The sequence below is a fragment of the Bacillus testis genome (genome assembly GCF_001243895.1).
Taxonomy (GTDB): Bacteria; Bacillota; Bacilli; order Bacillales; family DSM-1321; genus Bacillus_AD; species Bacillus_AD testis.
Map to the genome: position 1 here is coordinate 3069749 of NZ_LN851186.1, position 25837 is coordinate 3095585.

At 44.9% G+C, this 25837-nt stretch carries 22 protein-coding genes; 2 read left to right on the forward strand and 20 right to left on the reverse strand.

Annotation, left to right across the window (positions count from 1 at the left end):
- Positions 1-128: 128 nt before the first annotated feature.
- The 6 genes from hemL to hemA form a co-directional block, all read right to left on the reverse strand.
- On the reverse strand, positions 129-1418 hold the full coding sequence (gene hemL, locus BN1765_RS15270; RefSeq protein ID WP_050615946.1) for a glutamate-1-semialdehyde 2,1-aminomutase: 1290 nt from the start codon (positions 1416-1418) through the stop codon (positions 129-131).
- A 246-nt stretch (positions 1419-1664) separates the two neighbouring features.
- Positions 1665-2651, reverse strand: coding sequence for a porphobilinogen synthase (gene hemB, locus BN1765_RS15275; RefSeq protein WP_050615947.1), 987 nt, complete (start codon positions 2649-2651; stop codon positions 1665-1667).
- A gap of 1 nt (position 2652) precedes the next feature.
- Positions 2653-3435: a uroporphyrinogen-III synthase gene (locus BN1765_RS15280; protein WP_050615948.1), complete on the reverse strand. Its 783-nt coding sequence runs from the start codon at positions 3433-3435 to the stop codon at positions 2653-2655.
- Positions 3432-4367 carry a hydroxymethylbilane synthase gene (gene hemC / locus BN1765_RS15285; RefSeq protein WP_050615949.1) on the reverse strand — a complete coding sequence of 312 codons (936 nt, stop codon included), beginning with the start codon at positions 4365-4367 and terminating at the stop codon, positions 3432-3434. The genes BN1765_RS15280 and hemC overlap by 4 nt, the downstream gene beginning before the upstream one ends.
- A gap of 9 nt (positions 4368-4376) precedes the next feature.
- The gene (locus BN1765_RS15290) at positions 4377-5210 is read right to left on the reverse strand and encodes a cytochrome C assembly family protein (RefSeq protein WP_050615950.1); all 834 of its coding nucleotides are present in this window, start codon (positions 5208-5210) and stop codon (positions 4377-4379) included.
- 17 nt (positions 5211-5227) lie between these two features.
- Positions 5228-6571 carry a glutamyl-tRNA reductase gene (gene hemA / locus BN1765_RS15295; RefSeq protein WP_050615951.1) on the reverse strand — a complete coding sequence of 448 codons (1344 nt, stop codon included), beginning with the start codon at positions 6569-6571 and terminating at the stop codon, positions 5228-5230.
- Positions 6572-6877: 306 nt separating this feature from the next.
- Here hemA and BN1765_RS15300 point away from each other — a divergent pair, with 306 nt between their 5' ends.
- Complete coding sequence (locus BN1765_RS15300) at positions 6878-7360, forward strand: LiaI-LiaF-like domain-containing protein (RefSeq protein WP_050615952.1); 483 nt, start codon at positions 6878-6880, stop codon at positions 7358-7360.
- A 322-nt stretch (positions 7361-7682) separates the two neighbouring features.
- On the opposite strand, the gene BN1765_RS20140 is transcribed toward BN1765_RS15300, so the two are convergent.
- Genes BN1765_RS20140 through lon form a run of 3 tightly spaced genes read right to left on the reverse strand, consistent with a single transcriptional unit; the run spans position 7683 to position 10803 of the window.
- Positions 7683-7871: a hypothetical protein gene (locus BN1765_RS20140; protein WP_147554213.1), complete on the reverse strand. Its 189-nt coding sequence runs from the start codon at positions 7869-7871 to the stop codon at positions 7683-7685.
- Positions 7872-7898: 27 nt separating this feature from the next.
- Entirely contained in the window at positions 7899-8480 is a 582-nt protein-coding gene (gene yihA / locus BN1765_RS15310) for a ribosome biogenesis GTP-binding protein YihA/YsxC (RefSeq protein WP_050615954.1), read from the reverse strand.
- 1 nt (position 8481) lies between these two features.
- A complete protein-coding gene (gene lon, locus BN1765_RS15315; RefSeq protein ID WP_050615955.1) occupies positions 8482-10803 on the reverse strand; it encodes an endopeptidase La in 2322 nt (773 codons plus the stop codon).
- A 173-nt stretch (positions 10804-10976) separates the two neighbouring features.
- Here lon and BN1765_RS20145 point away from each other — a divergent pair, with 173 nt between their 5' ends.
- Positions 10977-11183: a hypothetical protein gene (locus BN1765_RS20145; protein WP_147554214.1), complete on the forward strand. Its 207-nt coding sequence runs from the start codon at positions 10977-10979 to the stop codon at positions 11181-11183.
- 180 nt (positions 11184-11363) lie between these two features.
- Here BN1765_RS20145 and lonB read toward each other — a convergent pair whose 3' ends face one another.
- From lonB to ilvB, 11 genes are all read right to left on the reverse strand, one after another.
- Positions 11364-13034, reverse strand: coding sequence for an ATP-dependent protease LonB (lonB, locus tag BN1765_RS15320; RefSeq protein ID WP_050615956.1), 1671 nt, complete (start codon positions 13032-13034; stop codon positions 11364-11366).
- 158 nt (positions 13035-13192) lie between these two features.
- A complete protein-coding gene (clpX, locus tag BN1765_RS15325) occupies positions 13193-14461 on the reverse strand; it encodes an ATP-dependent protease ATP-binding subunit ClpX (protein ID WP_050615957.1) in 1269 nt (422 codons plus the stop codon).
- 498 nt (positions 14462-14959) lie between these two features.
- Positions 14960-16243, reverse strand: a complete 1284-nt coding sequence (tig, locus tag BN1765_RS15330) for a trigger factor (protein WP_050615958.1) — start codon at positions 16241-16243, stop codon at positions 14960-14962.
- Between the two features lie 191 nt (positions 16244-16434).
- Complete coding sequence (locus BN1765_RS15335) at positions 16435-17433, reverse strand: tetratricopeptide repeat protein (protein ID WP_050615959.1); 999 nt, start codon at positions 17431-17433, stop codon at positions 16435-16437.
- A gap of 190 nt (positions 17434-17623) precedes the next feature.
- Positions 17624-18226 (reverse strand): 3-isopropylmalate dehydratase small subunit, encoded by a 603-nt coding sequence (gene leuD, locus BN1765_RS15340; protein WP_050615960.1) that lies wholly within the window; start codon positions 18224-18226, stop codon positions 17624-17626.
- Positions 18227-18245: 19 nt separating this feature from the next.
- Positions 18246-19667 carry a 3-isopropylmalate dehydratase large subunit gene (leuC, locus tag BN1765_RS15345; protein ID WP_050615961.1) on the reverse strand — a complete coding sequence of 474 codons (1422 nt, stop codon included), beginning with the start codon at positions 19665-19667 and terminating at the stop codon, positions 18246-18248.
- A gap of 83 nt (positions 19668-19750) precedes the next feature.
- The gene (leuB, locus tag BN1765_RS15350; protein ID WP_050615962.1) at positions 19751-20863 is read right to left on the reverse strand and encodes a 3-isopropylmalate dehydrogenase; all 1113 of its coding nucleotides are present in this window, start codon (positions 20861-20863) and stop codon (positions 19751-19753) included.
- A gap of 26 nt (positions 20864-20889) precedes the next feature.
- Positions 20890-22422, reverse strand: a complete 1533-nt coding sequence (locus BN1765_RS15355) for a 2-isopropylmalate synthase (protein WP_050615963.1) — start codon at positions 22420-22422, stop codon at positions 20890-20892.
- Positions 22409-23440 carry a ketol-acid reductoisomerase gene (gene ilvC, locus BN1765_RS15360; RefSeq protein ID WP_050615964.1) on the reverse strand — a complete coding sequence of 344 codons (1032 nt, stop codon included), beginning with the start codon at positions 23438-23440 and terminating at the stop codon, positions 22409-22411. Before ilvC ends, BN1765_RS15355 begins: the two co-directional genes overlap by 14 nt.
- Positions 23441-23493: 53 nt before the next feature.
- Positions 23494-24012: an acetolactate synthase small subunit gene (gene ilvN / locus BN1765_RS15365; protein WP_050615965.1), complete on the reverse strand. Its 519-nt coding sequence runs from the start codon at positions 24010-24012 to the stop codon at positions 23494-23496.
- A 1-nt stretch (position 24013) separates the two neighbouring features.
- Entirely contained in the window at positions 24014-25729 is a 1716-nt protein-coding gene (gene ilvB, locus BN1765_RS15370) for an acetolactate synthase large subunit (RefSeq protein ID WP_050615966.1), read from the reverse strand.
- Positions 25730-25837 lie beyond the last annotated feature (108 nt).

A 25837-nucleotide genomic window follows, 5' to 3' on the forward strand; every position in this document is an offset into this window, starting at 1 on the left:
CTATAACTCCGCTTCAACACGGTAGTAAAGACAATGCATGTAAGCAGGAGAACAAACGACCGTTAAACTTAGATTCGTTCCACTCATAATCGGCAGGTATGAATCCCTCTACCTTTCAAAGGTTCACTTTATCTTTTCAGGACAGAAAAAGCATGTTCTGCCGCAGCGATTGTTTTTTCTATATCTTCATCACTATGGGCTGTTGACATGAACAAGCCTTCAAATTGGGAAGGCGGAAGGAAGATTCCCTGATCAGCCATTTCACGGTAATAACGGCTAAAGAAATCAAGATCAGATGTTTTGGCGCGATCGTAGTTGATCACCTCTTCATTGGTGAAGAACAATCCGATCATGCTGCCTGCGCGGTTGAATGTATGCGGGATATCATACTTTTTAGCCGCTTCGCTGATTCCTTTTTCAAGCATGTCGCCTTTACGTTTGAATTCTTTATACGTATCAGGCGTAAGAAGGCTTAACGTCATATAGCCGCCTGTCATGGCAAGCGGATTGCCTGACAGCGTTCCCGCTTGATAGATTGTCCCGCTCGGTGCTACATGCTTCATGATTTCTTCTTTGCCGCCAAAGACGCCTACCGGAAGACCGCCTCCAACTACTTTTCCAAGACAAGTCAAATCAGGGTCGATTCCGAAATAGCCGCTCGCACAACGATAATCTACACGGAAACCTGTCATGACTTCATCAAAGATAAGCAATGCTCCGTATTGTTTCGTGATATCGCGCAGGCCTTGGAGGAAACCTTCTACAGGAGGCACAACCCCCATATTCCCTGCAACCGGCTCGACGATTACACAAGCCAAATCATCCCCATATTGCTGGAATGCTGCCTGTACCGCTGCCAAGTCATTGTATGGGACAGTAATGGTATTCATGGCAACGCCTTCCGGTACGCCAGGGCTGTCCGGCAACCCTAATGTAGCCACGCCTGAACCGGCTTTAATCAATAAGGAATCGCCATGGCCGTGATAAGATCCTTCAAATTTCAATATTTTATTGCGGCCTGTATACCCTCTTGCCAAACGCAGGGCGCTCATTGTCGCTTCAGTGCCGGAAGATACCATCCGCACAATCTCAAGAGACGGAACGCGGTCAATGATCAGCTTCGCCAACTTATTTTCCAATAAAGTCGGTGCTCCAAAACTTGTCCCGTTTTCGACTACTTTTTTCAGGGCTTCCACCACTTCTGGATGGGAATGGCCTAAAATAAGCGGCCCCCAGGATAATACATAATCGATATATTCATTTCCATCAATATCGTAGATTTTGGACCCTTGGCCCCGCTCCATGAAAATCGGGTCCATATCCACTGACCGGAAAGCGCGTACAGGGCTGTTCACCCCGCCCGGCATCAAATGCAATGCTTCCTGAAAGGCTTGTTTTGATTTTTCGTAACTGCGCATAATGTAATCTCCTTTAATGAAAAATGGCTTATAAAGTCATTCCAGCTATGGCCGAGCATCAAGCCTTATGCTATCTTCCCTTAAAAAAGCAGCACGGCCATGCTCTTTCCTCTTTTACCCCATTCTAATTGGCGCTAAGACTCCCTCTCCAATAAGTGCGTAAAGAAGAAGCATAAGCGAAAAACTAAGCGATCATAAGAATTAAGATTGGTTCAATGAATGATTGAAATTCCACCCAGTTTCACTTTATTGCTCTTTAAGCCAGCGTGCAATATCTTTGGCAAAATAGGTGATGATAATATCCGCTCCGGCGCGTTTCAATCCGACCATGCTTTCCATCACGATTTCCTTTTCATTGATCCAGCCATTAATGGCGGCCGCTTTAATCATGCTGTATTCCCCGCTGACGTTATACGCTACAATCGGCAGGTTGAATTCGTTTTTCACATCACGGATGATATCCATGTAAGCCATCGCTGGTTTGACAATCAAGAAATCGGCGCCTTCCTGCACATCGGATTGCGCTTCCCGCATCGCCTCTAAACGGTTGGCCGGATCCATTTGATACGTTTTCCGGTCTCCGAACTGAGGAGCGCCATTAGCTGCATCACGGAAAGGTCCATAAAAGGCGGAAGCATATTTTACCGCGTATGACATAATCGGAATATGTTGATAGCCTGCTTCATTAAGCCCTGCGCGAATTGCTGTAACAAAACCATCCATCATATTGGAAGGCGCAATAATATCTGCTCCGGCTTCTGCCTGGCTGACAGCTGTTTTCACCAAGTATTCCAACGATTCATCATTCAAGATTTCTCCATCCTTCACAATGCCGCAATGTCCGTGGTCTGTATATTCGCATAAGCAAGTATCCGCTATAACCAACACTTCGGGATACTGTTCCTTAACCAGGCGGATTCCTTGTTGAATTAAACCATCATGGCTGAAAGCGCCAGATCCGCAGGCATCTTTGTCATGTTCGTAAGGCACGCCGAACAGGATGAATGATTGAATGCCGAGTTCAACCGCCTCTTTCACTTCCCCCAATAAATGGTCCAATGATAATTGATAAATGCCGGGCATAGAATGAATTTCATTGCGGACATTTTCTCCTGCCGCGATGAAAATGGGGTATATCAGATCCTCACTGCGTACAAACGTCTCTCTAACTAGAGATCTCATTGCTGCGTTTTGGCGCAGTCTTCTATGGCGTGAAAATTCCATTTCTGCCATTTCAATCATCCTTTCTTTTTACATCTGGTGTGTAATGGTTCATCGCTTCCAATAATCCGTCCACTGTATATGGAGAACCAACAATTTGAACGTCCAAACCGCAGCTCTTTGCCGTGGCCTCAGCAACCGGCCCGATACATGCGAAAAGCAAAGGCTTTAACTGTGCGTGCAGTCCATATTCCTCTACAGCCTCCATAAAATGCTCGACCGTGGAGGAACTGGTGAAGGTCACAATATCCACCGAGCCGTCCAGCAGGGCTTGCCGCAAGGCCTCTTTACTTCCTTCAGGGAGCACATTTTCATAGAGAATGACTTCCTCGCAGATGTGCCCGGCTTGGCGCACTTTCTCCGCAATGACTGTCCTTGCCAGATTCCCCTTGATGACAAGCACTCTGGAACCTGGCTTCAGCTGGGCGGTAAACTCTTCGGCAAAACATTCAGCCACATAATGTGAAGGTACAAACGCTGGCGAATAGCCGTTTCTTCTCAATTCAGCCTCTGTTTTTTCCCCAATGACGGCGATATGCGGCAAGGCTGGATTGGATACCCGTTCCATAAAGAATTGGACGCCCTTTTTAGAGGTGAATATAACCCAATCATACCCTGCTGCTTCGGCAAGCCGATACTTCGACGTATTGTCCAATTCAGCTTTCTTAAAGCCGATTAAAGGAATGGCTATGGGCAATCCTCCCTGTTCGCTGATCTTGCGGGAAAAAGCCTCGCTCTCCTTTTTCCCTCTTGTAATCAGCACGGTTTTCCCCCGCAAATAGGATGCCGGACTCATAATTTCGCAGACTCCGCCTTCACGTCATCGATCAATTTTTGCCCGCCTCGAGCTTTGATTGCTTCCGCCGCTTTCAAACCGATTGTTATAGGGTCTGTACCAGTGATCCGTTCTTTCAGGATGGTTTTCCCATCCGGGGTGCCCACCAATGCTGTCAGCGTCAATTGATCTTGGCCATCGCTTGTAGCGAAGCCGGCAATCGGCACTTGGCATCCTCCTTCCATGGCATCCAGGAAAGCCCGTTCCGCACGCACTGTACGATCTGTCACTGCAGATTCAAAAGCTTTAAGCCCATTCAGCAGTTCATGGTCATCGCTTCGGCACTCAATGGATAAAGCTCCTTGACCCACCGCCGGTACACAGATATCGCTGTCCAGGTGTTCCGTCACTACCTCCGAACTCCAGCCAAGGCGCGACAATCCGGCTGCTGCAAGAATAATGGCGTCATAGTCTTCATCCTGCAGCTTCTGCAATCTAGTATCAATATTCCCTCTGATCCATTTGATCTCCAAGTCAGGGCGCACCGCCAAAATTTGTGCGCTTCTTCTAAGGCTGCTTGTACCGATGACGGCGCCTTCCTTCAACTCCTTCAAAGGAATATGCCCTTTCGAAATAAGCGCGTCCCTGTGGTCTTCCCTTTCCGGGATACAGCCGATCGTCAATCCTTCCGGCAATATCGCTGGCATGTCCTTCATGCTATGTACAGCCATATCGATTTCTTTTGTCAGCATGGCGTGTTCAATTTCTTTGACGAACAGGCCTTTCCCTCCTACTTTGGATAGTGTCACATCGAGGATCCGATCTCCCTTTGTCACAATCTCCTTGACCTCAAACTCGAATGGCAATCCCAAATCCTTCAATTGCTGAATGACCCAGTTTGTTTGGGTGAGAGCCAATTTACTTCGTCTGGAACCGACTATAATTTTTCTCATAATATCCTCCTATGCGTACCAAAAATGAAAGCCTGATAAACTACCAAATAAAAAGAAATTAACCAACACAATGAGAAAAGCCAGGAGATTGATATAAGCAAGAGGTTTGCCATATAATTTCTCCCTTTGTTTTATATATAGATAGAAGCTGTACATAAGGATCACAACGAATGACCCTACGATTTTCACATCAAGCCAGCTGACATTGGGCAACTTAATATGCGCCCATATCAATCCCAACACCAGCGCGATGAACAGCAACGGAACACCAATCATATTCAGCATATATGACAGTTTTTCCAGCTGTGATAAATCCCCTAATCGTCTAAGGCGTTTCCCCCATTTCTTCCTTTTAAGCAAATCATACTGAATCAGGTATAGGAGGGAAAATACGCCCGAAAGCGTGAAAGCGCCATATGCCAAGATTGCGATCGTAACATGGATGAACAATAATTCCGATTCCAGCTGCCTAGCCATAATCTGCGATGACATTTGCTCTGGGGCAAAAGTGTGGATGGCCATGATGGTAAATCCCAATACATTGGTAAAAAAAACAATAAAATCGATTCTCAGCCACCTATTGAGGATAAACGACAGGGAAATCAGCACCCACACATAAAAATAGAGCCCTTCAAAGATCGTCAATACAGGAAACCGCCCTGTTTTCACCACATATAGAAATAAAAAGATTGTTTGCAGTAACCAAACAATCGAAAGCAGCCAGAAGGCAAAATGGTTTGCCTTCCGATTTGTATGAAGAAAATCAATAAAATATAAAAGAACGCTCAAGGCATACAAAACGACTGCAGCTTCCTGGAACCTGGTTATCGAAATATCAAGCATATACGTTTTTCGTCCCTTTATATTCGTATTGCTGCAGCAGGCATCTCCCTGCCTGTTGCGGATTGACGTTCAGGCTTCTCTTTGCCAGTTTTTACGGCACCTTCAATATTGAATATTTCCGCAAACTCGGCAAGGGCTTTTTCACGGTCGTTTCGTCCCGCTATTTCTTTGGCATAAAGGATAGGGTCCTTCAGCATCTGATTAATAATGCTTTTCGTGTGCTTGGATATGATTTTCCGCTCTCTTTCCGACAAATCAGGAAGCTTCCGCTCAAGGCTTTCCAATGTATCCGCCTGAATTGTGAGCGCCTTCTCGCGCAATGCTGAAATGACAGGGACAACACCCAACATGCCCATCCATTCATTATACAAAACGATTTCTTTCTCAATCATCACGGCAATCGCTTCAGCGGCAATTTTTCGTTCCTGCAAGTTTGCCTCAACAATGCCTTCAAGGTCATCGATATCATAAAGAAAGACACTTTCAATCTCAGACAATGCCGGATCAAGGTCGCGCGGTACGGCGATATCGACCATGAATAAAGGGCGCCCTTTCCGGAGCTTGGCGGCAGCGGCCATCAAGTCTTTCGTGATGACATATTCCTTGCTCCCTGTCGAAGAAATCAGGATATCAGCTTCAAGCAATGCACATTGCAATTCGCGAAGCTCCATCGCTTTTCCAGAAAATTTCTCGGCCAAAACAATCGCTTTGGAATAGGTGCGGTTGATGACAGAAACTTTCTTGGCGCCGGCGCTGTATAAATTTTGGATAGCCAATTCGCCCATTTTCCCGGCGCCAATGACCAATACATTCTTGTTGTCAAGGCTGCCGAATATCTTCTTGGCCAATTCGACCGCCGCATAGCTGACTGAAACGGCATTCGTATTGATTTCCGTCTCAGAGTGGGCTCGTTTCGCCAATGTTAAAGCTTCCTTAAATAAATGATTGAAGATGGTTCCTATCGTCTTTTCTTCCTGTGCAAGTGTATAGCTCGACCGGACTTGGCCTAAAATCTGAGTTTCGCCCAAGATCATACTGTCCAGCCCGCAGCTTACTTGGAAGAGATGTTCAACCGCTGAATCGCCTTCATGGATGAACAAAAAAGGTGAAAAATCATCAATAGGCAAATCAAACCACTGGGATAGAAATTCCTTAATATAATAGCGCCCAGTATGGATTTGATCCACTACTGCATAAATTTCCGTACGGTTACATGTAGAAAGAATGACGTTTTCCAGTATGCTTTTTTTATGCTGCAGTGCCTTCATGGCATCAGCAAGCTCAGATTCATCAAATGATAAACGTTCTCGAATCTCAACAGGGGCAGTCTTATAATTTAAACCAACTGCAAGTATAAACATCCCTTTGTTCGCACCCCCACCAAAAAATTACATAGTTTTCTAATATAAGTATATCATTAAAGACCCATGAACTCTCTAAAAATTATGAACATATATTGACAGCAAGGCATACTAAGAAAGGGGCAGCCTGCTTGCCATCTTAAAATCACACTGCCTATAAAGCCTATTCAATGATAAACTATCTATATCGGCAACATGTGTATTTCTTTAAAACTTTATTACTAAATTAGAATGATTACTATCTAATAAATTATCAAACTGCAGATAGATGTTCAAGTAATCTGTTCCATTAAGAAAGGTGATCCTATGAAAACCCATAACCTCTTCTCTTCAGTCATATTAATCGGATTTGGCCTTTATTATCTGTTAAGCCAATCCAGCGTCACTTTATTCGATGGTTTCTATAGCTGGCCCACTCTGCTTTGCATTGTCGGACTTGCTTTTCTTGCGCAGGCCTATAAAGCCAAACAATATGAATATATTCTTCCTGGCATCATTTTGCTTGGATTCGGAATCCACTTCCATGTTATTCAGAATTTTCATTTCTGGTCGGACAATATCGGAGTTTTCATACTGATCATCTCGCTCGGCCTTATGCTGCAGGCACAGAAAACCAATAAAGGGATGCTCCCCGGAATTCTTATATTAGCGATTGCCGTTTTTATCTTGTTTAATGATGCTTTTATGGAGACCCTTCATTCCACCGAGATGTTCGCTAATCAATCCGTCTCCCTGGTTCCTATAATTCTCCTTGGATTCGGGATCCTTGTTTTGTTCTTCAAAAAATAAGCAGTTGCCGGCACCCAATTGTAATAAATGCACTCGCTTTCCGTTTTATGCCGAATATATATATAACAAGCAGAAAATAAACGCCAACACCTTCATATAGGACATGCAGGTGTTGGTATGAGCGAGGAGACAATATAACATTGTGCAAGTATCGGGATATATGGTTCATCGCCATAACACTATTGGGCATTTTTGAATGGCTTCTGCTGTTTCATCTCCACCCCCAATATGCCAGCTTCATATGTGCATTATTGGTTATTTCATTCTTCATTCTGTTTAACAGCCTTTTCTTTATCGATGACAAGTTATCCTATTATCCATATTATGGACGGCTCTTGACTGCCTGCATACTAGAAGCTATTGTATTGCTGCTTATTTTTTGAGCGTTCAGCCCTGCCCTTGTTGAATCAATCGGGGACAGTTCTAATTCTTTGCGCAAACAACAACTGATCAGCGGGATGGATCGCTTCCGGCTTTCCATTCCGCTGATCAAAAAAGAGACAGAACTCACTCCGAGTCCTGTCTCTTTTCATGTTTGTTACATAAATCCACGGATGGCTTTCCAAGCTTCCTCTTTGCCCAGTCCTGTCTCAGAAGAGAAAAGAATCAACTGGTCGCCTGTTTCAACCTGTAGGGTTTCACGGACGATTTTCAAGTGCTTCTGCCATTTTCCTTTTGGGATTTTATCCGCTTTCGTGGCTACGATGATGCAAGGGATATTATAATGCTTGAAAAAATCATACATCATAATATCATCCTTGCTGGGCGGATGGCGCAAATCGACAATTTGCAAAGCGGCACGAAGCTGTTCCCGCGTAGTCAAATACGTTTCGATCATCTTGCCCCATGCTGCACGCTCCGTCTTGGATACTTTTGCGAATCCGTAGCCTGGCACATCTACAAAATGCAGCATCTCATTAATAATGAAGAAGTTCAGTGTTTGTGTCTTTCCCGGCTTAGATGAAGTACGGGCAAGGCTCTTACGGTTGATCATCTTATTAATGAATGATGATTTACCTACATTCGATCTTCCAGCCAATGCGAATTCCGGCAATTGCGTATCCGGATATTGCTCTGGCTTAACTGCGCTAATGACAATATCCGCGCTAGTTACTTTCATACTATTTTCCTCCTGCCAATGCTAAAGCTAATACTTCGTCGACATTCGATACAGGATAAAACTTCAAGTCTTTTCGGATACTTTCAGGAATATCTTCTATGTCTTTTTCGTTGTCTTTAGGAAGAATGATGGTCTTCAGCCCTGCGCGGTGCGCGCCGAGCGTCTTTTCCTTCAACCCTCCAATCGGAAGTACACGGCCTCTTAATGTAATTTCTCCGGTCATGCCTACTTCTTTCCGAATCGGCTTGCCTGTCAATGCCGATACAATGGCCGTTGCCATCGTTATGCCGGCCGACGGACCATCCTTAGGGACAGCCCCTTCAGGTACGTGTATGTGGATATCATACTTTTCATAGAAATCCTCCTCAATGCCAAGATCAGCTGTTTTGGAGCGGACACAAGTCAAGGCGGCCTGCGCCGATTCTTTCATCACATCACCCAGCTTCCCTGTTAAAGAAAGCTTTCCTTTTCCCGGTGATAATGTAACTTCAATCTGAAGGGTATCCCCGCCGACAGTCGTATAGGCAAGACCAGTCGCAACTCCTACTGTATCATCTTTTTCCGCCTGTCCATAGCGATATTGCTTTTTACCTAAAAATTCCTCGATATTTTTCACTGTAACGATTACACGCTTCTTCTCGCCTGATACAATAATCCTTGCTGTTTTGCGGCAGATGTTGGCCAATTGGCGCTCAAGCCCCCTGACCCCCGCCTCGCGTGTATAGAAGCGGATCATATGCATGATCGCATCGTCTTTCATTTGAAGCTGTGATTTTTTCAACCCATTTTCTTTGATTTGCTTAGCCAATAAATGCTCTTTGGCGATATGAAGCTTTTCATACTCCGTATAACCCGCTATCGTAATAATTTCCATGCGGTCGCGCAGCGGTCCCGGTATAGTGGCCAGGTTATTGGCAGTCGCGATGAACATGACGTTCGACAAATCATATGTTTCCTCAATATAATGATCGCTGAACGCATGATTCTGCTCGGGATCCAATACCTCCAACATAGCAGAGGATGGATCGCCGCGGAAATCATTCGACATCTTATCGATTTCATCCAAAAGGAAGACCGGATTGTTGCTGCCTGCTTTCTTCATCCCCTGGATAATCCGTCCGGGCATAGCGCCAACATACGTGCGCCGATGGCCGCGAATTTCAGATTCATCGCGTACTCCGCCTAAAGAGACACGCACAAAATTGCGGTTCAACGAAGTGGCGATTGATCTCGCTAAACTGGTTTTCCCAACACCCGGCGGTCCTGCCAAGCAAAGGATCGGCCCTTTCAAGGATTGCGTCAACTGTTGTACAGCCAAATATTCCAATACGCGCTCTTTCACTTTTTCGAGTCCGTAATGTTCTTCATCCAAGATGCGCTCTGCTTTGCGCAAATCGTGGTCATCCTTTGTGGAGTGATTCCACGGAAGTGCCAGCAGCCAATCTATATATGTCCGGATAACAGAACTTTCCGCTGAGGTTGAAGGAATCTTTTCGTAGCGGTCCAACTCCTTCAGAGCTGTCAGCTTTACATGATCAGGCATTCCGGCCTGTTCGATTTTCTCAGCCAGTTCACTGACTTCGCCTGTTTTCCCTTCCTTTTCGCCAAGTTCCGTCTGGATTGCTTTCATTTGCTCCCGCAAATAATATTCCTTTTGCGTCCGTTCCATGGAGCGCTTGACGCGTTCACCGATTTTCTTTTCCAATTGAAGAATTTCTTTTTCATTATGAATATAATCAATTACAATGGATAGACGTTCTTTGACATCGATGGCCTCGAGCACCTCTTGTTTTCCTTTTAACTGAAGAGGCAAATGGGAGGCAACAATATCGGCTAATCGTCCTGGTTCTGTTATATCGGCAGTAGCACTGTAGATCTCATTGCTGTTCTTCTTGGCAGTCGTTATGTATTGCTTAAAGGAAGCAAGCAACGTTCTCATCAACGCTTCATGTTCAGCATCTTTTTCAACCGGATCTTCGAAAGTCTTCAAAGAAGCCGCCATATACGTATCGTGCTCAATGAAAGACAGAACCTCTGCACGCTTGATCCCTTCAACTAAAACACGGATTGTACCGTTTGGAAGTTTCAGCATCTGCTTTACTTTAGTCAGTGTTCCCATTCTATAGACATCATCTTCAGTCGGTTCGGAAACCGCTGTATCCTTTTGCGTAGAAAGGAAAATAAGATGATCGTCTACCATCGCTTTCTCCAAAGCTTGAACAGATTTATCCCTTCCCACATCCAAATGCAATACCATCGATGGATATACGATCAAACCGCGTAATGGAAGGAGGGGAACGATGTATTCTTTTGTATTTGCCATGCCTGGACACCTCCATAATCATTTCTGTATAGTTATACCTTATCAGTATCGGCTATTCCAAGCCGCCTGATGGTCAGTTGAACCAATCGGGTTGGAATAATACTGCCCCTCATGGGAAAATACCGCTTCTGGCGAAATGAATCGCTTTTTTTATAACAAGCATTTCACGATCTGTGGCGGCTGCAGTAACAGCCCTTTTAGCAACCGCTTGTATGAAAACAGTTGTTGCGATTGCTTATGTAGACAGTCTTTTAACAATTCTAACGTATTTAACAGATAGTGTCTATTACATACTCATCACAGCAATCGAACAGCTTGTACCCGTAATGGAAAGCATTCCGGCCAAAGGAAGTAATTCGTGTATCTGCAAGAAAGACTGACTCAGTATCGAATCAGCCTTTTTCACTTTACCCCATTCTAACTGGCGATTAAGACTCCCACTTCATCTGATGCGCGAAACGAAATGGTAAGTGGACGATCAAGCGCCAGTAAGAATTCGATTGGTTTAACCAATGATCGGTGGGAAATGAATAAAAATTCCCACCGATCAAAGTTTCACTTTATAGCATATTTTCTTTTGGAAATGTCTTAACGATGGTATCCAGGTCCCCTGCCTGCTCAGTGTCCCGCTTAAGGGCATGCTGCAATACTTCTTTAAATGAAGTGACAGGGATAATCGTCAAGTCACTGAATTCCTTCAACATACTTTGCATATTTTCCTCGGGGATGATAACCGTCTTCACTCCCGCTTTTTGGGCTGCCTTCACCTTCGGATAAACCCCGCCAATCGGTTTGACCCCGCCGTGAACGCTAATTTCGCCTGTCATGGCCACCGTTCTGTGAATCGGTATCTTATAGATTGCCGAATAGATACACGTCGCCATAGCAATCCCTGCCGACGGCCCATCAATCGGGACACCTCCCGGAAAATTCACATGGATATCGAACGAATCAGCGGGAACCCCCATGGAACGGAGTACGGTGACCACATTTTCAACTGAACTCCTGGCCATGCTTTTTCGCCGTATAGATTTTCCGCTGCCTCCTATGCTTTCCTCCTCCACAATCCCAGTGATATTAATCGTCCCTTTCTCTTCTGATGGAATGACTGCTACTTCAATCTCCAATAAGGAACCGCTGTTTGGGCCATAAACTGCAAGACCGTTGATCAATCCAACCTTGGACGTTTCTCCGATTTTTTTATCCATTCGCGGCGTCAATTGGCTGCTGTGGACAATCCATTCGATTTCTTCATCGAACACTTCATTGCGCTTATTGGTTATTGCCAAACCTGCAGCAATCTGCACCATATTGACTGCTTCCCTGCCATTGCGCGCATAATCGCCCAGAATCCTGAATCCTTTCTCGGTCATTTGCAATTTGACTTTTTCTGCCGCATTTTGAGCAACAGAAATAACCTCTTCATGCTCCAATTCCCGGAAAAATACTTCCATACAACGTGACCTGATGGCCGGAGGGATCTCATTCGGCGTTCGCGTGGTCGCTCCTATCAAGCGAAAATCAGCTGGCAGCCCATTTTTAAAAATATCGTGGATATGTAAAGGGATCTGTTGATTCTCTTCTGAGTAATAAGCACTTTCAAAAAAAACTTTCCGGTCTTCAAGCACTTTGAGCAGTTTATTCATTTGTATGGAATGCAATTCCCCGATTTCATCAATAAATAATATACCACCATGGGCATTAGAGACCGCACCTTGCTTCGGTTGCGGAATACCCGCTTGGCCCATCGCCCCGGCCCCCTGATAAATTGGATCATGAACCGAACCGATAAGCGGATCAGCTATCCCTCTTTCATCGAATCTTGCAGTGGTAGCATCCAGTTCAACAAAGACAGCGCTTTTTCTGAAAGGAGATTGGATGTATTTTTTGGCTTCTTCCAGAACCAAACGGGCAGCTGCCGTTTTTCCGACCCCAGGCGGTCCATAAATAATGACGTGCTGCGGGTTTGGCCCGCAAATAGCCGCTTTTAAAGCCTTGATTCCATCTTCCTGTCCGATAATTTCTTTAAACGAAGCGGGACGTACTTTTTCCGCCAAAGGCTGCGACAATGATATCTCCCGCATTTTCTTCAATTGTTCCATCTCTTTTTTCGATTCTCGGTCTATGGTTACCTTTTGAGCCCTTTGCCCCTTGAGCAAATTAAGAAAATACATGCCGATAATAATACCAAAAAACATCTGTATGATGACCATTACTGTAACCCAACTCATCCTTTTCCCTCCTGAACATTACTCTATGCGAATATTCACTAGTATCGCCTTTTCATGGAAAAAATAATCGCCGAATCAGGAAAACTCCCGGAAAGGAATTCAATGGATTTTAGTAAAAAAAAAGAAGGACTGAGATCAGCCCTCCCCTTTAATTTGCATTATGCAGATGTTTTTTTCTCTTCTTCCGGTTCAACAGTGCCATCTTTCAAGATCAGTTTAGGGATCTTGTTTTCGATTACTGTTTCTTTTGTGATAATACATTTTTGGATATCATCACGCGATGGAAGATCGAACATCAAATCAAGCATGATGCCTTCTATGATAGAACGAAGTCCACGCGCACCTGTTTTGCGCTCAATTGCCTTTTTGGCAATTTCTCTCAATGCTTCGTCTTCAAATTCCAATTCAACATCGTCTAAAGCCAACATTTTCTGGAATTGCTTAACAAGAGCATTCTTCGGTTTCGTCAGGATCTCAACCAATGCTTCCTCATCCAGTTGCTCCAGATTTGCAATGACCGGCAAACGGCCGATAAATTCAGGGATTAAACCGAAACGAAGCAAATCTTCAGGAAGAACTTTTGAAAGCAAATCTTTATCTGCTATATCTGCTTTTTTATTATCTGATCCAAAACCGATTACTTTTTGGCCTAAACGGCGTTTGATGATCGGCTCTATTCCGTCAAATGCACCACCGCAAATGAACAAAATATTGGTTGTATCAATTTGGATAAACTCTTGATGGGGATGCTTTCTTCCACCTTGAGGCGGCACGCTCGCAACTGTACCCTCAAGAATTTTAAGCAAAGCTTGCTGAACGCCTTCACCTGATACATCCCTCGTAATGGATGGATTTTCAGATTTACGGGCAACCTTATCAATTTCATCAATATAGATGATTCCTTTTTCAGCTTTCTCCACATCATAATCGGCAGCTTGGATCAGCTTAAGCAAGATGTTCTCTACGTCTTCCCCTACATACCCTGCTTCAGTCAAAGAGGTTGCATCCGCAATCGCGAACGGCACATTCAATAGTCGGGCAAGAGTTTGCGCCAACAATGTTTTACCGCTACCGGTAGGCCCGATTAATGCAATGTTACTCTTAGAGATTTCTACATCATCAATTTTACTGTTGGAATTGATTCTCTTATAGTGATTATATACGGCAACTGCCAACGATTTCTTCGCCTGTTTTTGACCAATGACATATTCATCAAGAATACGGCGGATTTCATGGGGCTTAGGAACATCTTTGAATTCTACTTCCTCATCCGTACCCAACTCTTCTTCTACAATTTCAGTACACAATTCTATACACTCATCACAAATATATACGCCCGGTCCGGCAACAAGCTTTCTAACCTGCTCTTGCGTCTTACCGCAGAATGAACATTTTAGATGGCCTTTTTCGTCATTAAATTTAAACATTAGCTTCACCCCTTCTTAAATACTGGAAAATATAGTGTCAACAAGCTAAATCAAAAATTACAGAACATACCGTATGTATTGCTTTTTTTTCTATGTGCTTTGCATTGTATCATTTTAACCAATTAAATAAAAAATAAAAGGTTCTGCTGCATAATGATACATTCGCAAATATTTCTTCAGCCCTTACAGCCAATGGCCTTCCTGCACTTTAAGGAAAAAGGGACCCGGGACAAAAGAAACGCTTTTTTTCCACTTTCTCATTATATATGTATATTGCCCCTAAAAATATCAATCAAACTTACTAAAGAAAGAAAGTGCAACAATCTCTAAATCCTTATTAAAAATAACTTACACTTATTATAATATAAAATCAATAAATTAACATTGCAAAAAAGTCTTAATTCTAGCCTGCATTAAAAAAAGTGCAGATTATGATAAAACAAGGCACGATAAATCGTGCCTTGTTTGATTTGATTCTGATTTTATGAACAGATTACCTTAAGCTTGTTTGCTGTTGTCTACTAAGAAGTCAACTGCTTTGCGGACACTTAAGTCGCCTTTAACGCCTTCAAGGCTGCCAAGGGCTTGTTTAATAGCTTCTACTTCCATGTTATACATGTCAGCCATTTTTTGGATTTCTTCATTCACTTCTTCTTCTGTCACTTCGATGTTTTCAGCTTTAACGATTGCTTCAAGAACAAGGTTTGCACGAACACGCTTTTCAGCATCTTCTTTCATTTGCCCTTTAAGTGCAGCTTCGTCTTGGCCTGAGAATTGGTAATAAAGATCCAAATTCATACCTTGCATAGACAGGCGTTGTTCGAATTCTTGAACCATACGATCTACTTCTGTTTCGATCATTACTTCAGGAATTTCGATTTCAGCATTTTCAGTAGCTTTTTCTACAACTGTGTCACGAACAGCGTGCTCAGCTTCATGCTTTTTGCTGTGTTCAAGATTTTTCTTTGTTTTTTCTTTCAATTCAGCAAGTGTTTCCACTTCTTCATCTGCATCTTTTGCAAATTCATCATCAAGTTCTGGAAGTTCTTTTGTTTTGATTTCATGGATTTTCACTTTGAATACAGCAGGTTTTCCAGCAAGTTCTGCAGCATGGTACTCTTCTGGGAATGAAAGCTCAACATCTTTTTCTTGACCTGCTTCAAGGCCAACCAATTGGTCTTCGAAACCAGGGATGAAAGAGTTAGAACCTAGCTCTAATGAGTAGTTTTCAGCTTTTCCGCCTTCAAAAGCTTCGCCGTCAACGAATCCTTCGAAATCAATGACAACAGTGTCGCCATTTTCAGCTTTTCCTTCTTCTTTTACTACTAGCTCAGCAAAACGCTCTTGCATTTTAGCCAATTCATTGTTCACGTCTTCTTCAGTCACTTCTGTATCTACTGCTTCCACTTCAAGGCCTTTGTATTCGCCCAATTTCACTTCAGGTTTAACAGTGACAGTCGCTTTGAATACAAGAGGTTGTCCTTTTTCCATGTTTTCTACATCGATTTCAGGACGGTCAACAGGTTCGATGCCAGCTTCTTCAACAGCTGAAGCATAAGCTTCTGGAAGAATGTAGTCTAAAGCATCTTGATATAATGCTTCAACGCCAAAACGTTTTTCGAACAATTGACGAGGCATTTTACCTTTACGGAAGCCAGGTACGTTAATTTGTTTTACAACCTTATTGAAAGCAGCGTCTAAGCCTTTATTCACTGCATCAGCTTCTACTTCTACAGTTAGAACCCCACGGTTCCCTTCTAATTTTTCCCATTTTGCAGACATGAGTTTCCCTCCAAAACATCTATTTAATAATTATTTTACAATATTTTCGTGCGAGATTGCCAACTTATTAAGCCATCTCAATATACCATTCCGTCTCAAAACTGAATGGTGGTATTATTTGTAACTATCCTATTACAACCATTACATTATATCACAGCTTGTCTTTCTTTCAACAGCTTAACCTTAAAATATTATACAGAAGAAATTTCTTCTATCTTCTCGATAAACTGCAGAGCGCTTTCCACTTCAACTGTTCCACACCCATAAAGAGCAGCGATTTTGGCTGTGGCCGCTTCTTTGCCGAAATAGATTCGCGCCATAATGTGATAGGCGGCTGCATAATCCCCGAAAGATCCTTTAGGCTCCATTGGATATAAGATGAATTGCTGCCTCTCCAACAGTTGGCAGGCCAATTGGGCAAGTGACGGGTCTTCGCTTCCCAAAACGTTTTCGATCCGGGCCGACACATGCTTAAAGAAAGGCCGTTCCTGTATATCCTCTAAGGCCGATGGGATATATGTTTCTTCTTCGGAAAATTTATGTACGACAAATTCTTCTTGTACTTCCTGTTCCTTTAATAAGGATAAAAGCACTGTTTTTATAAATGGATGGCCTTCTTCCGCCTGCAAGTAGGCCCTGATGGCCGGAATGTGCTTGCGGATATTCTGCTCTTTCCATCGCTGAATAATAAGCATTTGTTCCGGAAACGGCACATCCAGAAGCCATTCTTCCTCCGCTTCCTCCGCTTCTTCCTCCAATTCGCCAGACTCCGCGTGGCCGGCCATCTTTCTGCTGAACTCAAGCAAGCTGTTAAAATGCTCTTCTTTGTCAAAGGGGATTTGCCTTTCATCCAGAAGAGCAGAAATGAGTGATTCCATTTCGTCGTATTCATGCAATTGAATCAAGATCATGATATACATCTCAATGGTCTTCAGATAATCTCCCAGCCCTTTATGCAGGATAAACTTGCAATGCTGTTTGGCTTCCTTATATCGTCCCAACTCAACAAAAGCCAAAATAAGGCCGAATCTTGCGTTATAGTCTTCCTCATCCATCTCAAGCGCTTGGATTAATAGAGTTGAAGCTTCCTCGAACCGCTTATCCGCAATGGCTTCCATGCCTCTATCGATCAATTTTCTCTCAAGCCCAGGGAACGGAATGACCTTGCCTCTACCTTTCTTTTTATCCATATCTATCATTCACCTTCGGCATTCCTAAATTTATCTATCAGTGTATCATGTTCTATTTGTTAACACAAAACAGCCCTTTCAAACCTTTCTGTTGAAAATCCCGACCATAGGCTATTGCCTCTTCTTTGAAGTCTCTTTTTCTGCCCGGAAACAAAAAGAGAGGCATCCATGAGAAGATGCCCCTTTGCCATCAAGCCGTTACACCTGTATGCGCAAACGTTTCATATTGTGTAATTTTTTCTTCATATTGCATGGTAATTGAGATTTCATCCCATCCCATTTCCAGCATCCTCTTCCAATAGGGGTGGATATCGAATGGTGCCCGAAACCCTGCAACGTCCTGGATCCTTTGATTAGGCAAGTCAATCGACAACCTGTACTCACCCGCTGATTGAGCATTATTCTTGAGCTGTTCCAATTCTCCTGCCTCGATCCTTATTGGTAGCAATCCATTCTTTAAGCAATTTTGATAAAAAATATCAGCAAAAGAGGATGAGATAACGGCCTTAAACCCATAGTCGGATAAGGACCAAGGCGCATGTTCGCGCGAAGATCCGCAGCCAAAATTATCTCCTGCAATCAGAATGCTTGCTCCCTTTGCTTGTGGCTGGTTCAATTCGAAATCTATATTTTTTGTGCCGTCATCATTGTACATCCAATGATAGAATAAAAATTGGCCGAACCCTGTCCTTTCAATTCTTTTTAAAAATTGCTTTGGGATAATTTGATCAGTGTCTACATTGGCACGGTCCAATACTGCCGCTTTTCCTTCAAATGTTGTGATCGGCTCCATTCTGATTCCTCCTCTGATTTTATACGAGTTGTTCCGCTTCTTCCCCGATTGTGCGGATATCCACAAATGATCCATGAAGAGCCGCTGCTGCTGCCATTTGGGGGCTGACTAAATGAGTGCGCGCCCCATGGCCCTGCCGCCCTTCAAAGTTTCGGTTGGATGTCGAGGCGCAATGCTCACCTGGCGGCACTGTATCCGGATTCATACTTAAACACATTGAACAACCTGCTTCACGCCATTCAAACCCTGCTTCTAAAAAAATAGCGGCCAGTCCTTCTTCTTCAGCTTGTTTCTTGACCTGTTGCGAGCCCGGGACTACCATCGCCCGCACACCATCTTTCACTCGCTTTCCCTTGACGATTGCAGAAGCTGCCCGTAAATCCTCAATGCGAGAGTTGGTACAGGAACCTATAAAAACATGCTGGACCGGGATGGAAGTAATCGGTTTTCCTTCTTCTAAGCCCATGTAGGCAAGTGCTCTGCCAAGCTCAGCACGCTTTGCCTCCGATGGCTGGGCGGCAAGCATCGGTACGCGCTCTGTGACGGCGCTGCACATGCCGGGATTCGTCCCCCAGCTTACCATCGGAGCGATTTCTTCCCCATTTATCTGAAGATAAGCATCATAAACGGCATCTTCGTCACTTCTCAAGCGCAACCATTCATCGGCCGCTCGATCAAATTTCTCTCCAGATGGAGCGTATTTTCGCCCTTTTAAATAGGCAAAAGTCACCTCATCCGGTGCAATCAGCCCTGCTCTTGCCCCGCCCTCTATCGACATGTTGCAGACCGTCATCCGCTCTTCCATCGACATTTGCTCGAATACTTCTCCGCAATACTCAATGATGTGGCCTGTTCCGAAATTAACCCCGTATTTGGAAATAATAAATAAAATGACATCTTTAGCCGTTACACCTCTGCCTAACTTTCCATTCACTTCGAGCTTCATTGTTTTCGGCCTTGTCTGCCATAACGATTGTGTCACTAGGACATGTTCCACTTCACTGGTGCCAATGCCGAACGCCAATGCGCCGAATGCTCCGTGGGTTGATGTATGGCTATCCCCGCAAACGATCGTCATCCCGGGTTGGGTAATTCCCAGTTCCGGTCCGATCACGTGGACGATGCCTTGTTCAGGGCTATCTAAATCGGCAAGCGAAATTCCAAATTGGCGGCAATTTTCCGCTAAGGCCGACAGCTGTTTCTTTGCGGTCTCGTCATGGATTTGATGCTTATTAAGAGTAGGGACATTATGGTCCATTGTCGCAAAAGTCCGCTCAGGCCTCCTTACCGTCCGGCCCTTCAAACGTATTCCTTCAAATGCCTGCGGAGATGTTACTTCATGTATATAATGCATATCGATATATAATAAATCCGGCTTTCCTTCTTCCTCGCTCACGATATGATTTTCCCAAATCTTCTCTATAATAGATTTTCCCATCATTCTCCTCCCCTTTCTTCCATTACCGTCCATAAAAAGACACGCCCTTAAATCCTGCGTGTCTTCTCTTTTTGTTATTCTTAGGTTTACGCATACGCACTCATGATATGGGCAATCGCTTCATTATCCAAAATAGCCGCCTTCACTTCGTGTACCATTTCTTTAGTCCCCATGATCCTTGATCCTTCAGTAGCAATATCACCCGTCCGGTAACCGAGGTCCAAGACTTCCTGCACGGCTTTTTCAACCGCCTCCGCTTCTTCATCCATACCGAAAGATAAGCGAAGCATCGAAGCGGCAGACAGAATAGCCGCTAACGGATTCGCGCAGTTTTTGCCTGCTATATCCGGCGCAGACCCGTGGATTGGTTCGTACAGATGCAAGCTGCTCTCCGACAAGCTTGCTGATGGCAGCATCCCAAGCGATCCCGTCAGGACAGATGCCTCATCGCTCAAAATATCGCCAAACATATTTTCCGTAACAAGCACATCGAATTGCCGCGGACATCTGACCAGTTGCATGGCTGCATTATCAACCAGCATATGTTCCAATTCGACATCCGGATATTGCCCACTCACCTCAACGGCCACTTCCCTCCACAGCTTACTTGATGCCAATACATTCGCTTTGTCGACAGAAGTCACCTTGCCCCGCCGCTTTCTTGCCAGCTTAAAAGCAAGTTGTAAGATGGCCTTCATTTCCTCTCTCTTATAAAAAAGAGTATCCACTACGGCTTCTTTGCCGCCTTGGCTCACACGCTCGCTCGGTTTTCCGAAATACAGCCCCCCAGTTAATTCCCGGACGATCAACAAATCGACGCCTTCAATAATATTCGGCTTTAAAGGCGATGCTTCTGCCAAACTACTGTGTAAAGAGATTGGCCGAAGATTGGCATATAGGTTCAGTTCTTTCCTTATTCTTAATAACCCCGTTTCCGGTTTTAAATAGGAAGGATTTTTATCCCATTTAGGGCCTCCTACCGCTCCGAGAAGAACTGCATCGTTTCTGCGGCACATTTCCAATGTTTCTTCCGGCAACGGCGAACCGGTTTTATCGATGGCTGTTCCGCCGATCAGGCCATATTCAAACCGAAAGGAATGTCCGTATCTTTGCGCAACCGCTTCGAGGACCTCAACAGCCCCCTTCGTCACTTCTTTACCAATTCCGTCACCGGGCAATACAGTTATCACTTTTTTCATACGGAACATCTCCTTTTTTCGATTTTTTAGGAAGTGACTGTACGTTTGCTGTCCAAATAAATAACTCTGTTGATCGCGTTCAGATACGCTTTTGCTGAAGCCTCCAGCACGTCCTGGGCCAACCCGCGCCCGCTAGTTTCCATGCCGCCGTAGTTCATTTTCACATATACCTGGGCCAAGGCATCACGGCCGGCGCCCACCGATTGGATACGGTAATCGAGGAGATTGACCTCTCCTTCGATGGACTTTTGGAGGGTGTTGTATAAAGCTTCAATGCTGCCGGCACCAGTGCCCGCTTCCTGGATAATTTCGTTATTGCTTCCCGATAATGTAACAGTAGCCGTAGGCACCTGATTCGTTCCATATTGTACTTGAAGGGAAACCAAGTCGAAAAACGTGCCGTCATGCGCGGATCGTTCCTCCAGTACCAGGGCAACCAAATCTTCATCGGTCATTTCTTTCTTTTTATCAGCCAACTCTTTAAAAGTGACGAATAATTTATTCATTTCTTCATTGCCCACCTGCAGGCCGAGCTCTTCCAGCCTCGTTTTGAATGCATGGCGTCCAGAATGCTTGCCGAGCACCATATTATTCAGGGTAAAGCCTACTAATTCCGGTGAGATAATTTCGTATGTGGTCTTTTCTTTCAGTACGCCATCCTGATGGATTCCGGATTCATGCGCATAAGCGTTGTTGCCAACAACTGCTTTATTGGCAGGCACAAACATCCCTGTCAGCTTACTGATCAAATCACTGCTGCGCTTAATCTCCTGAAGAGCTATATCGGTATATGCTTGGTAGTGGTCCTTTCTTGTATAGAGGGCAAGGATTATCTCTTCAAGAGCGGCATTGCCGGCTCTTTCACCGATTCCATTGAATGCCCCTTCCACTTGGGACGCACCGGCATCTATTCCTGCCAGCGAATTCGCTGTGGCCATTCCGAGATCATCATGGCAATGCGTGGATAGCTGCACTTGATCGATGGAAGGTACATGCTCACGCAGATAGCGGAAGACATCGCCATATTCCTTTGGCGTAATGTAACCGACCGTATCTGGGATATTGATAATCTTCGCTCCGGCGGCAATCACTTTTTCAACGATTTCAGCAAGGTAGTCAAGTTCCGTTCGGCAGGCATCTTCAGCCGACCATTGAACAACCGGGAAGCGCGCTGCCGCATATTTGACACATTGAACGGCCTGCTCGACCACCTCTTCTTTGCTCAGTTTCAGTTTATAATCCCTATGTATAGGGGAAGTCGCAAGAAAAACATGGATTCTCGGCTCCGCACTTGCTTTCAAGGCATCCCAGGCTGCATCAATATCTTTAGTGACGCAACGGGCCAGGCCTGTCACGGATGCTCCCTTTACAATGCGTGCTATTTCCTTTACAGAAGCGGCATCGCCAGGAGAAGCTGCAGGGAAACCAGCTTCAATAATATCTACGCCTAATCTCTCGAGCTGTTTGGCGATCTCTATTTTCTCGGAGAAATTAAGATTCACGCCAGGCGATTGCTCCCCATCCCGCAAAGTAGTATCGAATATATTAATCTTGCGCAACGCCGACCACCTCTTTCTTTTTCTGGGATTGTTGGACAAATGGCATCATTTTGCGCAATTCACGCCCCACTTGTTCGATCGGATGTTCATTCTCGCGGCGATTGATTGCATTGAATTCCGGACGGTTAGCCTGATTTTCCAGGATCCAGCCTTTTGCGAAACGTCCTTCCTGAATATCCTTCAATACATGTTTCATTTCAGCTTTTACCGATTCCGTGATCACGCGCGGACCTGATACAAAGTCACCCCACTGCGCTGTATCGGAAATGCTGTATCTCATGTTTGCCAGTCCGCCTTCATACATAAGGTCCACAATCAGCTTCAATTCATGGAGACATTCAAAATAGGCGAGCTCAGGCTGGTAGCCAGCTTCAGTCAACGTTTCGAATCCGGCTTTTACAAGAGAGGTCAAGCCGCCGCATAGCACCGCTTGTTCACCGAATAAGTCTGTTTCAGTTTCTTCCTTAAATGTTGTTTCCAACGCACCGGCACGCAACGCTCCAATGCCATATGCATAAGATAAAGCAAGTTCGCGCGCTTCGCCTGTTACATCCTGGTGGATGGCGAATAAAGCGGGCACGCCTGCATCTTGTTCATAGGTTCTGCGTACAAGATGCCCCGGTCCTTTAGGCGCTACCAACAGCACATCTACATCGCTTGGAGGAACGATTTGAGAGAAATGAATATTAAAACCGTGGGCAAACATTAATGCTTTGCCAGTTGTAAGACCCGGCTCAATTTCTTCCTGATACACTTTAGGCTGCATTTCATCAGGCAGAAGAACCATAATCACATCCGATTTTTCGACCGCTTCACTCACCGTGTAGACTTCAAAGCCATCCTGTTGCGCTTTATTCCATGATTTTCCCTCACGAATCCCAATCACTACACGGACTCCGCTATCCCGTAGATTTTGCGCATGCGCATGGCCCTGAGATCCATACCCCACGATTGCCACTTGCTTTCCTTGTAAATACCCTTGATTCGCGTCACCGTTATAGTACATTTTAGCTGCCATTTTTCATCAAACTCCCTTTTTTTGGTTTTTAATTGATTATGGAACACAACGTGTCAGACAATGGATAATGTGGTTGCAGTATTCGCATTTTTTTGCATGCCTCTTGGAAAAGCGGTCGTTCCCGTCCTTGCCAGTTCTTTTATGCCATATGGTTTCAATAATTCTATAAAAGCTTCTACTTTATCGGATTCACCTGTTATTTGGATGACCAGGCTGTCTTTGCTGATGTCGATGACAGATGCCCGAAATGGTTCCACCAGTGAATAAATTTCACCTCGGCTCTGTGGAGTGACCGCCACTTTAATCAGCGCTAGTTCCCTTGCTACAAATGATTGATTCGTCATTTCAGTGACCTTGATTACATCGATTTGTTTATTGAGCTGCTTTGTTATTTGTTCCAGGACACTCTCATTCTCAACATTGACAACTACGGTCATACGAGAAATCCCTTCCTGCTCCGAATGCCCGACAGTTATACTTTCAATATTGTAGTTACGGCTTGAGAACAGATTTGTAATCCTATTCAGTACGCCCGGCCTATTCATGACCGTCAGCGTTATGATGCCTTTCATGCTATAATCCCTCCATTTCGTGGAGCCCTTTGCCAGGGGCGACCATCGGATAGACATTTTCCATTGGCTCAACGCGCATATCAACCAGCACCGGTTCATTGGATGAGAAAGCTTCCTTTAAAACTTCCCTTGCTTCAGCAACTGTGGATGCCTGGTATCCTTTAATTCCATAGGCATCTGCTAATTTGACGAAGGAGGGCTGGCTGGTCAATAAGCTGTGGGAGTATCTCTCTTTGTAGAAAATCTCCTGCCATTGCCGGACCATCCCCAATGCCTGATTATTGATAATGACGATCTTGATAGGCAATTTCATCTCCGCGATCACACCCAATTCTTGTGACGTCATTTGAAATCCCCCATCCCCCGCAATGGCAATAACCTGTTTATCAGTTGCTGCCAACTGGGCACCGATGGCCGCCGGCAGGCAAAAGCCCATCGTCCCTAAACCGCCGGAGGTTACCCAGGCATGAGGATCATTGAAACTGTAATATTGGGCGGCCCACATTTGATGCTGTCCAACGTCTGTCACGACAATCGCTTCGCCTTCTGTGCATTCATGAAGCAATTGAATGACTTTCTGGGGTTTCAATCTGTCATTATGACCGTGTTCATAGTGGAGAGGATAGATATTTTTCCAGCTTGCAATGGTGGACATCCACTCTTTTAAGTTGGCTTTTTCTCCATTTTGTGCAAGGAGGCTTACCAATGCCGCCTTGGCATCCCCAACCACAGGGATGGCCGTCGGCACATTTTTGCCGATTTCCGCCGGATCGATGTCAATATGGGCAACCGTTGCATAAGGGGCAAAGGTTTTGAGATTGCCTGTCACCCTGTCGTCAAATCGTGCTCCGATCGAAATCAATAGATCGCATTCGGATAACGCCATATTGGCGGCATATTCGCCATGCATGCCGGCCATTCCTACAAATTGCGGATGATTGGCAGGAAATCCTCCTAAACCGAGAAGGGTATGGATTACCGGCAAACCTTGCTGCTCCGCATATGCCAAAAGTTCTGCGGAAGCTTTAGCATGGAGGACGCCTGCCCCGGCGAGAATGACAGGCTTCTTTGCTGCCGAAACGGCTTCTACCAACTTCCGGATCTGTAACACATTCGGTTTGAACGTTGGTTGATAGCCTGGCAAGTGCATTTCGGGATCCTCTTCGCACTCTCCGGAAAGTGTTGCCATATTTTTCGGAAAATCGATGAGAACGGGCCCCGGTCTGCCAGTAGAAGCGATATGGAATGCTTCTTTGAGAATCCTCGGTATATCTTCCACTCGTCTGATCTGATAGTTATGTTTGGTAATCGGTGTCGTAATGCCCAACACATCCGCTTCCTGAAAGGCATCCGTCCCGATAACGCCTGTTGCCACCTGTCCGGTGATGACCACTAAAGGCAGCGAATCGATCATGGCATCAGCGAGCCCTGTTACAATATTGGTAGCTCCCGGGCCGGAGGTGGCTACGACAACGCCCGGTTTACCGGTAATTCTGGCGTACCCTTCAGCTGCATGGATGGCTCCCTGTTCATGGCGTGTCAAAATATGGACAATGCCTGCATCATACAGGACATCATAAATGGGAAGAACCGCTCCTCCCGGATAGCCGAATATCAGGTCGACCTGCTGTTTTTTCAAGGCATCCAAGAGATAACCCGCACCCGTTTTTTCCGCCGCTGCCCTGGTTTCCAAAGGCATCGCTGTTTCTTGTGTCATTCTTCTTACCTCCCACACTATTTTTCTATTTTTCTGCCATCCCGCCACGCTTGCCCTGCCTTACCGCATTCGTTTTTATAGCTTTTTTAGAAAACATAAAAAGCCCCT

What these genes read in the sequence shown, in the direction of transcription:
- hemL (WP_050615946.1), bottom strand. Translation starts at nt 1,418, where the DNA reads ATGCGCAGTTACGAAAAATCAAAACAAGCCTTTCAGGAAGCATTGCAT.
- yihA (WP_050615954.1), bottom strand. Translation starts at nt 8,480, where the DNA reads ATGAAAGTAACTAGCGCGGATATTGTCATTAGCGCAGTTAAGCCAGAG.
- ilvN (WP_050615965.1), bottom strand. Translation starts at nt 24,012, where the DNA reads ATGAAAGGCATCATAACGCTGACGGTCATGAATAGGCCGGGCGTACTG.
- leuB (WP_050615962.1), bottom strand. Translation starts at nt 20,863, where the DNA reads ATGAAAAAAGTGATAACTGTATTGCCCGGTGACGGAATTGGTAAAGAA.
- leuC (WP_050615961.1), bottom strand. Translation starts at nt 19,667, where the DNA reads ATGATGGGAAAATCTATTATAGAGAAGATTTGGGAAAATCATATCGTG.
- BN1765_RS15335 (WP_050615959.1), bottom strand. Translation starts at nt 17,433, where the DNA reads ATGGATAAAAAGAAAGGTAGAGGCAAGGTCATTCCGTTCCCTGGGCTT.
- tig (WP_050615958.1), bottom strand. Translation starts at nt 16,243, where the DNA reads ATGTCTGCAAAATGGGAAAAATTAGAAGGGAACCGTGGGGTTCTAACT.
- leuD (WP_050615960.1), bottom strand. Translation starts at nt 18,226, where the DNA reads ATGGAGCCGATCACAACATTTGAAGGAAAAGCGGCAGTATTGGACCGT.
- lonB (WP_050615956.1), bottom strand. Translation starts at nt 13,034, where the DNA reads ATGAGTTGGGTTACAGTAATGGTCATCATACAGATGTTTTTTGGTATT.
- hemC (WP_050615949.1), bottom strand. Translation starts at nt 4,367, where the DNA reads ATGAGAAAAATTATAGTCGGTTCCAGACGAAGTAAATTGGCTCTCACC.
- hemA (WP_050615951.1), bottom strand. Translation starts at nt 6,571, where the DNA reads ATGTTTATACTTGCAGTTGGTTTAAATTATAAGACTGCCCCTGTTGAG.
- hemB (WP_050615947.1), bottom strand. Translation starts at nt 2,651, where the DNA reads ATGGCAGAAATGGAATTTTCACGCCATAGAAGACTGCGCCAAAACGCA.
- BN1765_RS15280 (WP_050615948.1), bottom strand. Translation starts at nt 3,435, where the DNA reads ATGAGTCCGGCATCCTATTTGCGGGGGAAAACCGTGCTGATTACAAGA.
- BN1765_RS15290 (WP_050615950.1), bottom strand. Translation starts at nt 5,210, where the DNA reads ATGCTTGATATTTCGATAACCAGGTTCCAGGAAGCTGCAGTCGTTTTG.
- ilvB (WP_050615966.1), bottom strand. Translation starts at nt 25,729, where the DNA reads ATGACACAAGAAACAGCGATGCCTTTGGAAACCAGGGCAGCGGCGGAA.
- ilvC (WP_050615964.1), bottom strand. Translation starts at nt 23,440, where the DNA reads ATGGCAGCTAAAATGTACTATAACGGTGACGCGAATCAAGGGTATTTA.
- BN1765_RS15300 (WP_050615952.1), top strand. Translation starts at nt 6,878, where the DNA reads ATGAAAACCCATAACCTCTTCTCTTCAGTCATATTAATCGGATTTGGC.
- clpX (WP_050615957.1), bottom strand. Translation starts at nt 14,461, where the DNA reads ATGTTTAAATTTAATGACGAAAAAGGCCATCTAAAATGTTCATTCTGC.
- lon (WP_050615955.1), bottom strand. Translation starts at nt 10,803, where the DNA reads ATGGCAAATACAAAAGAATACATCGTTCCCCTCCTTCCATTACGCGGT.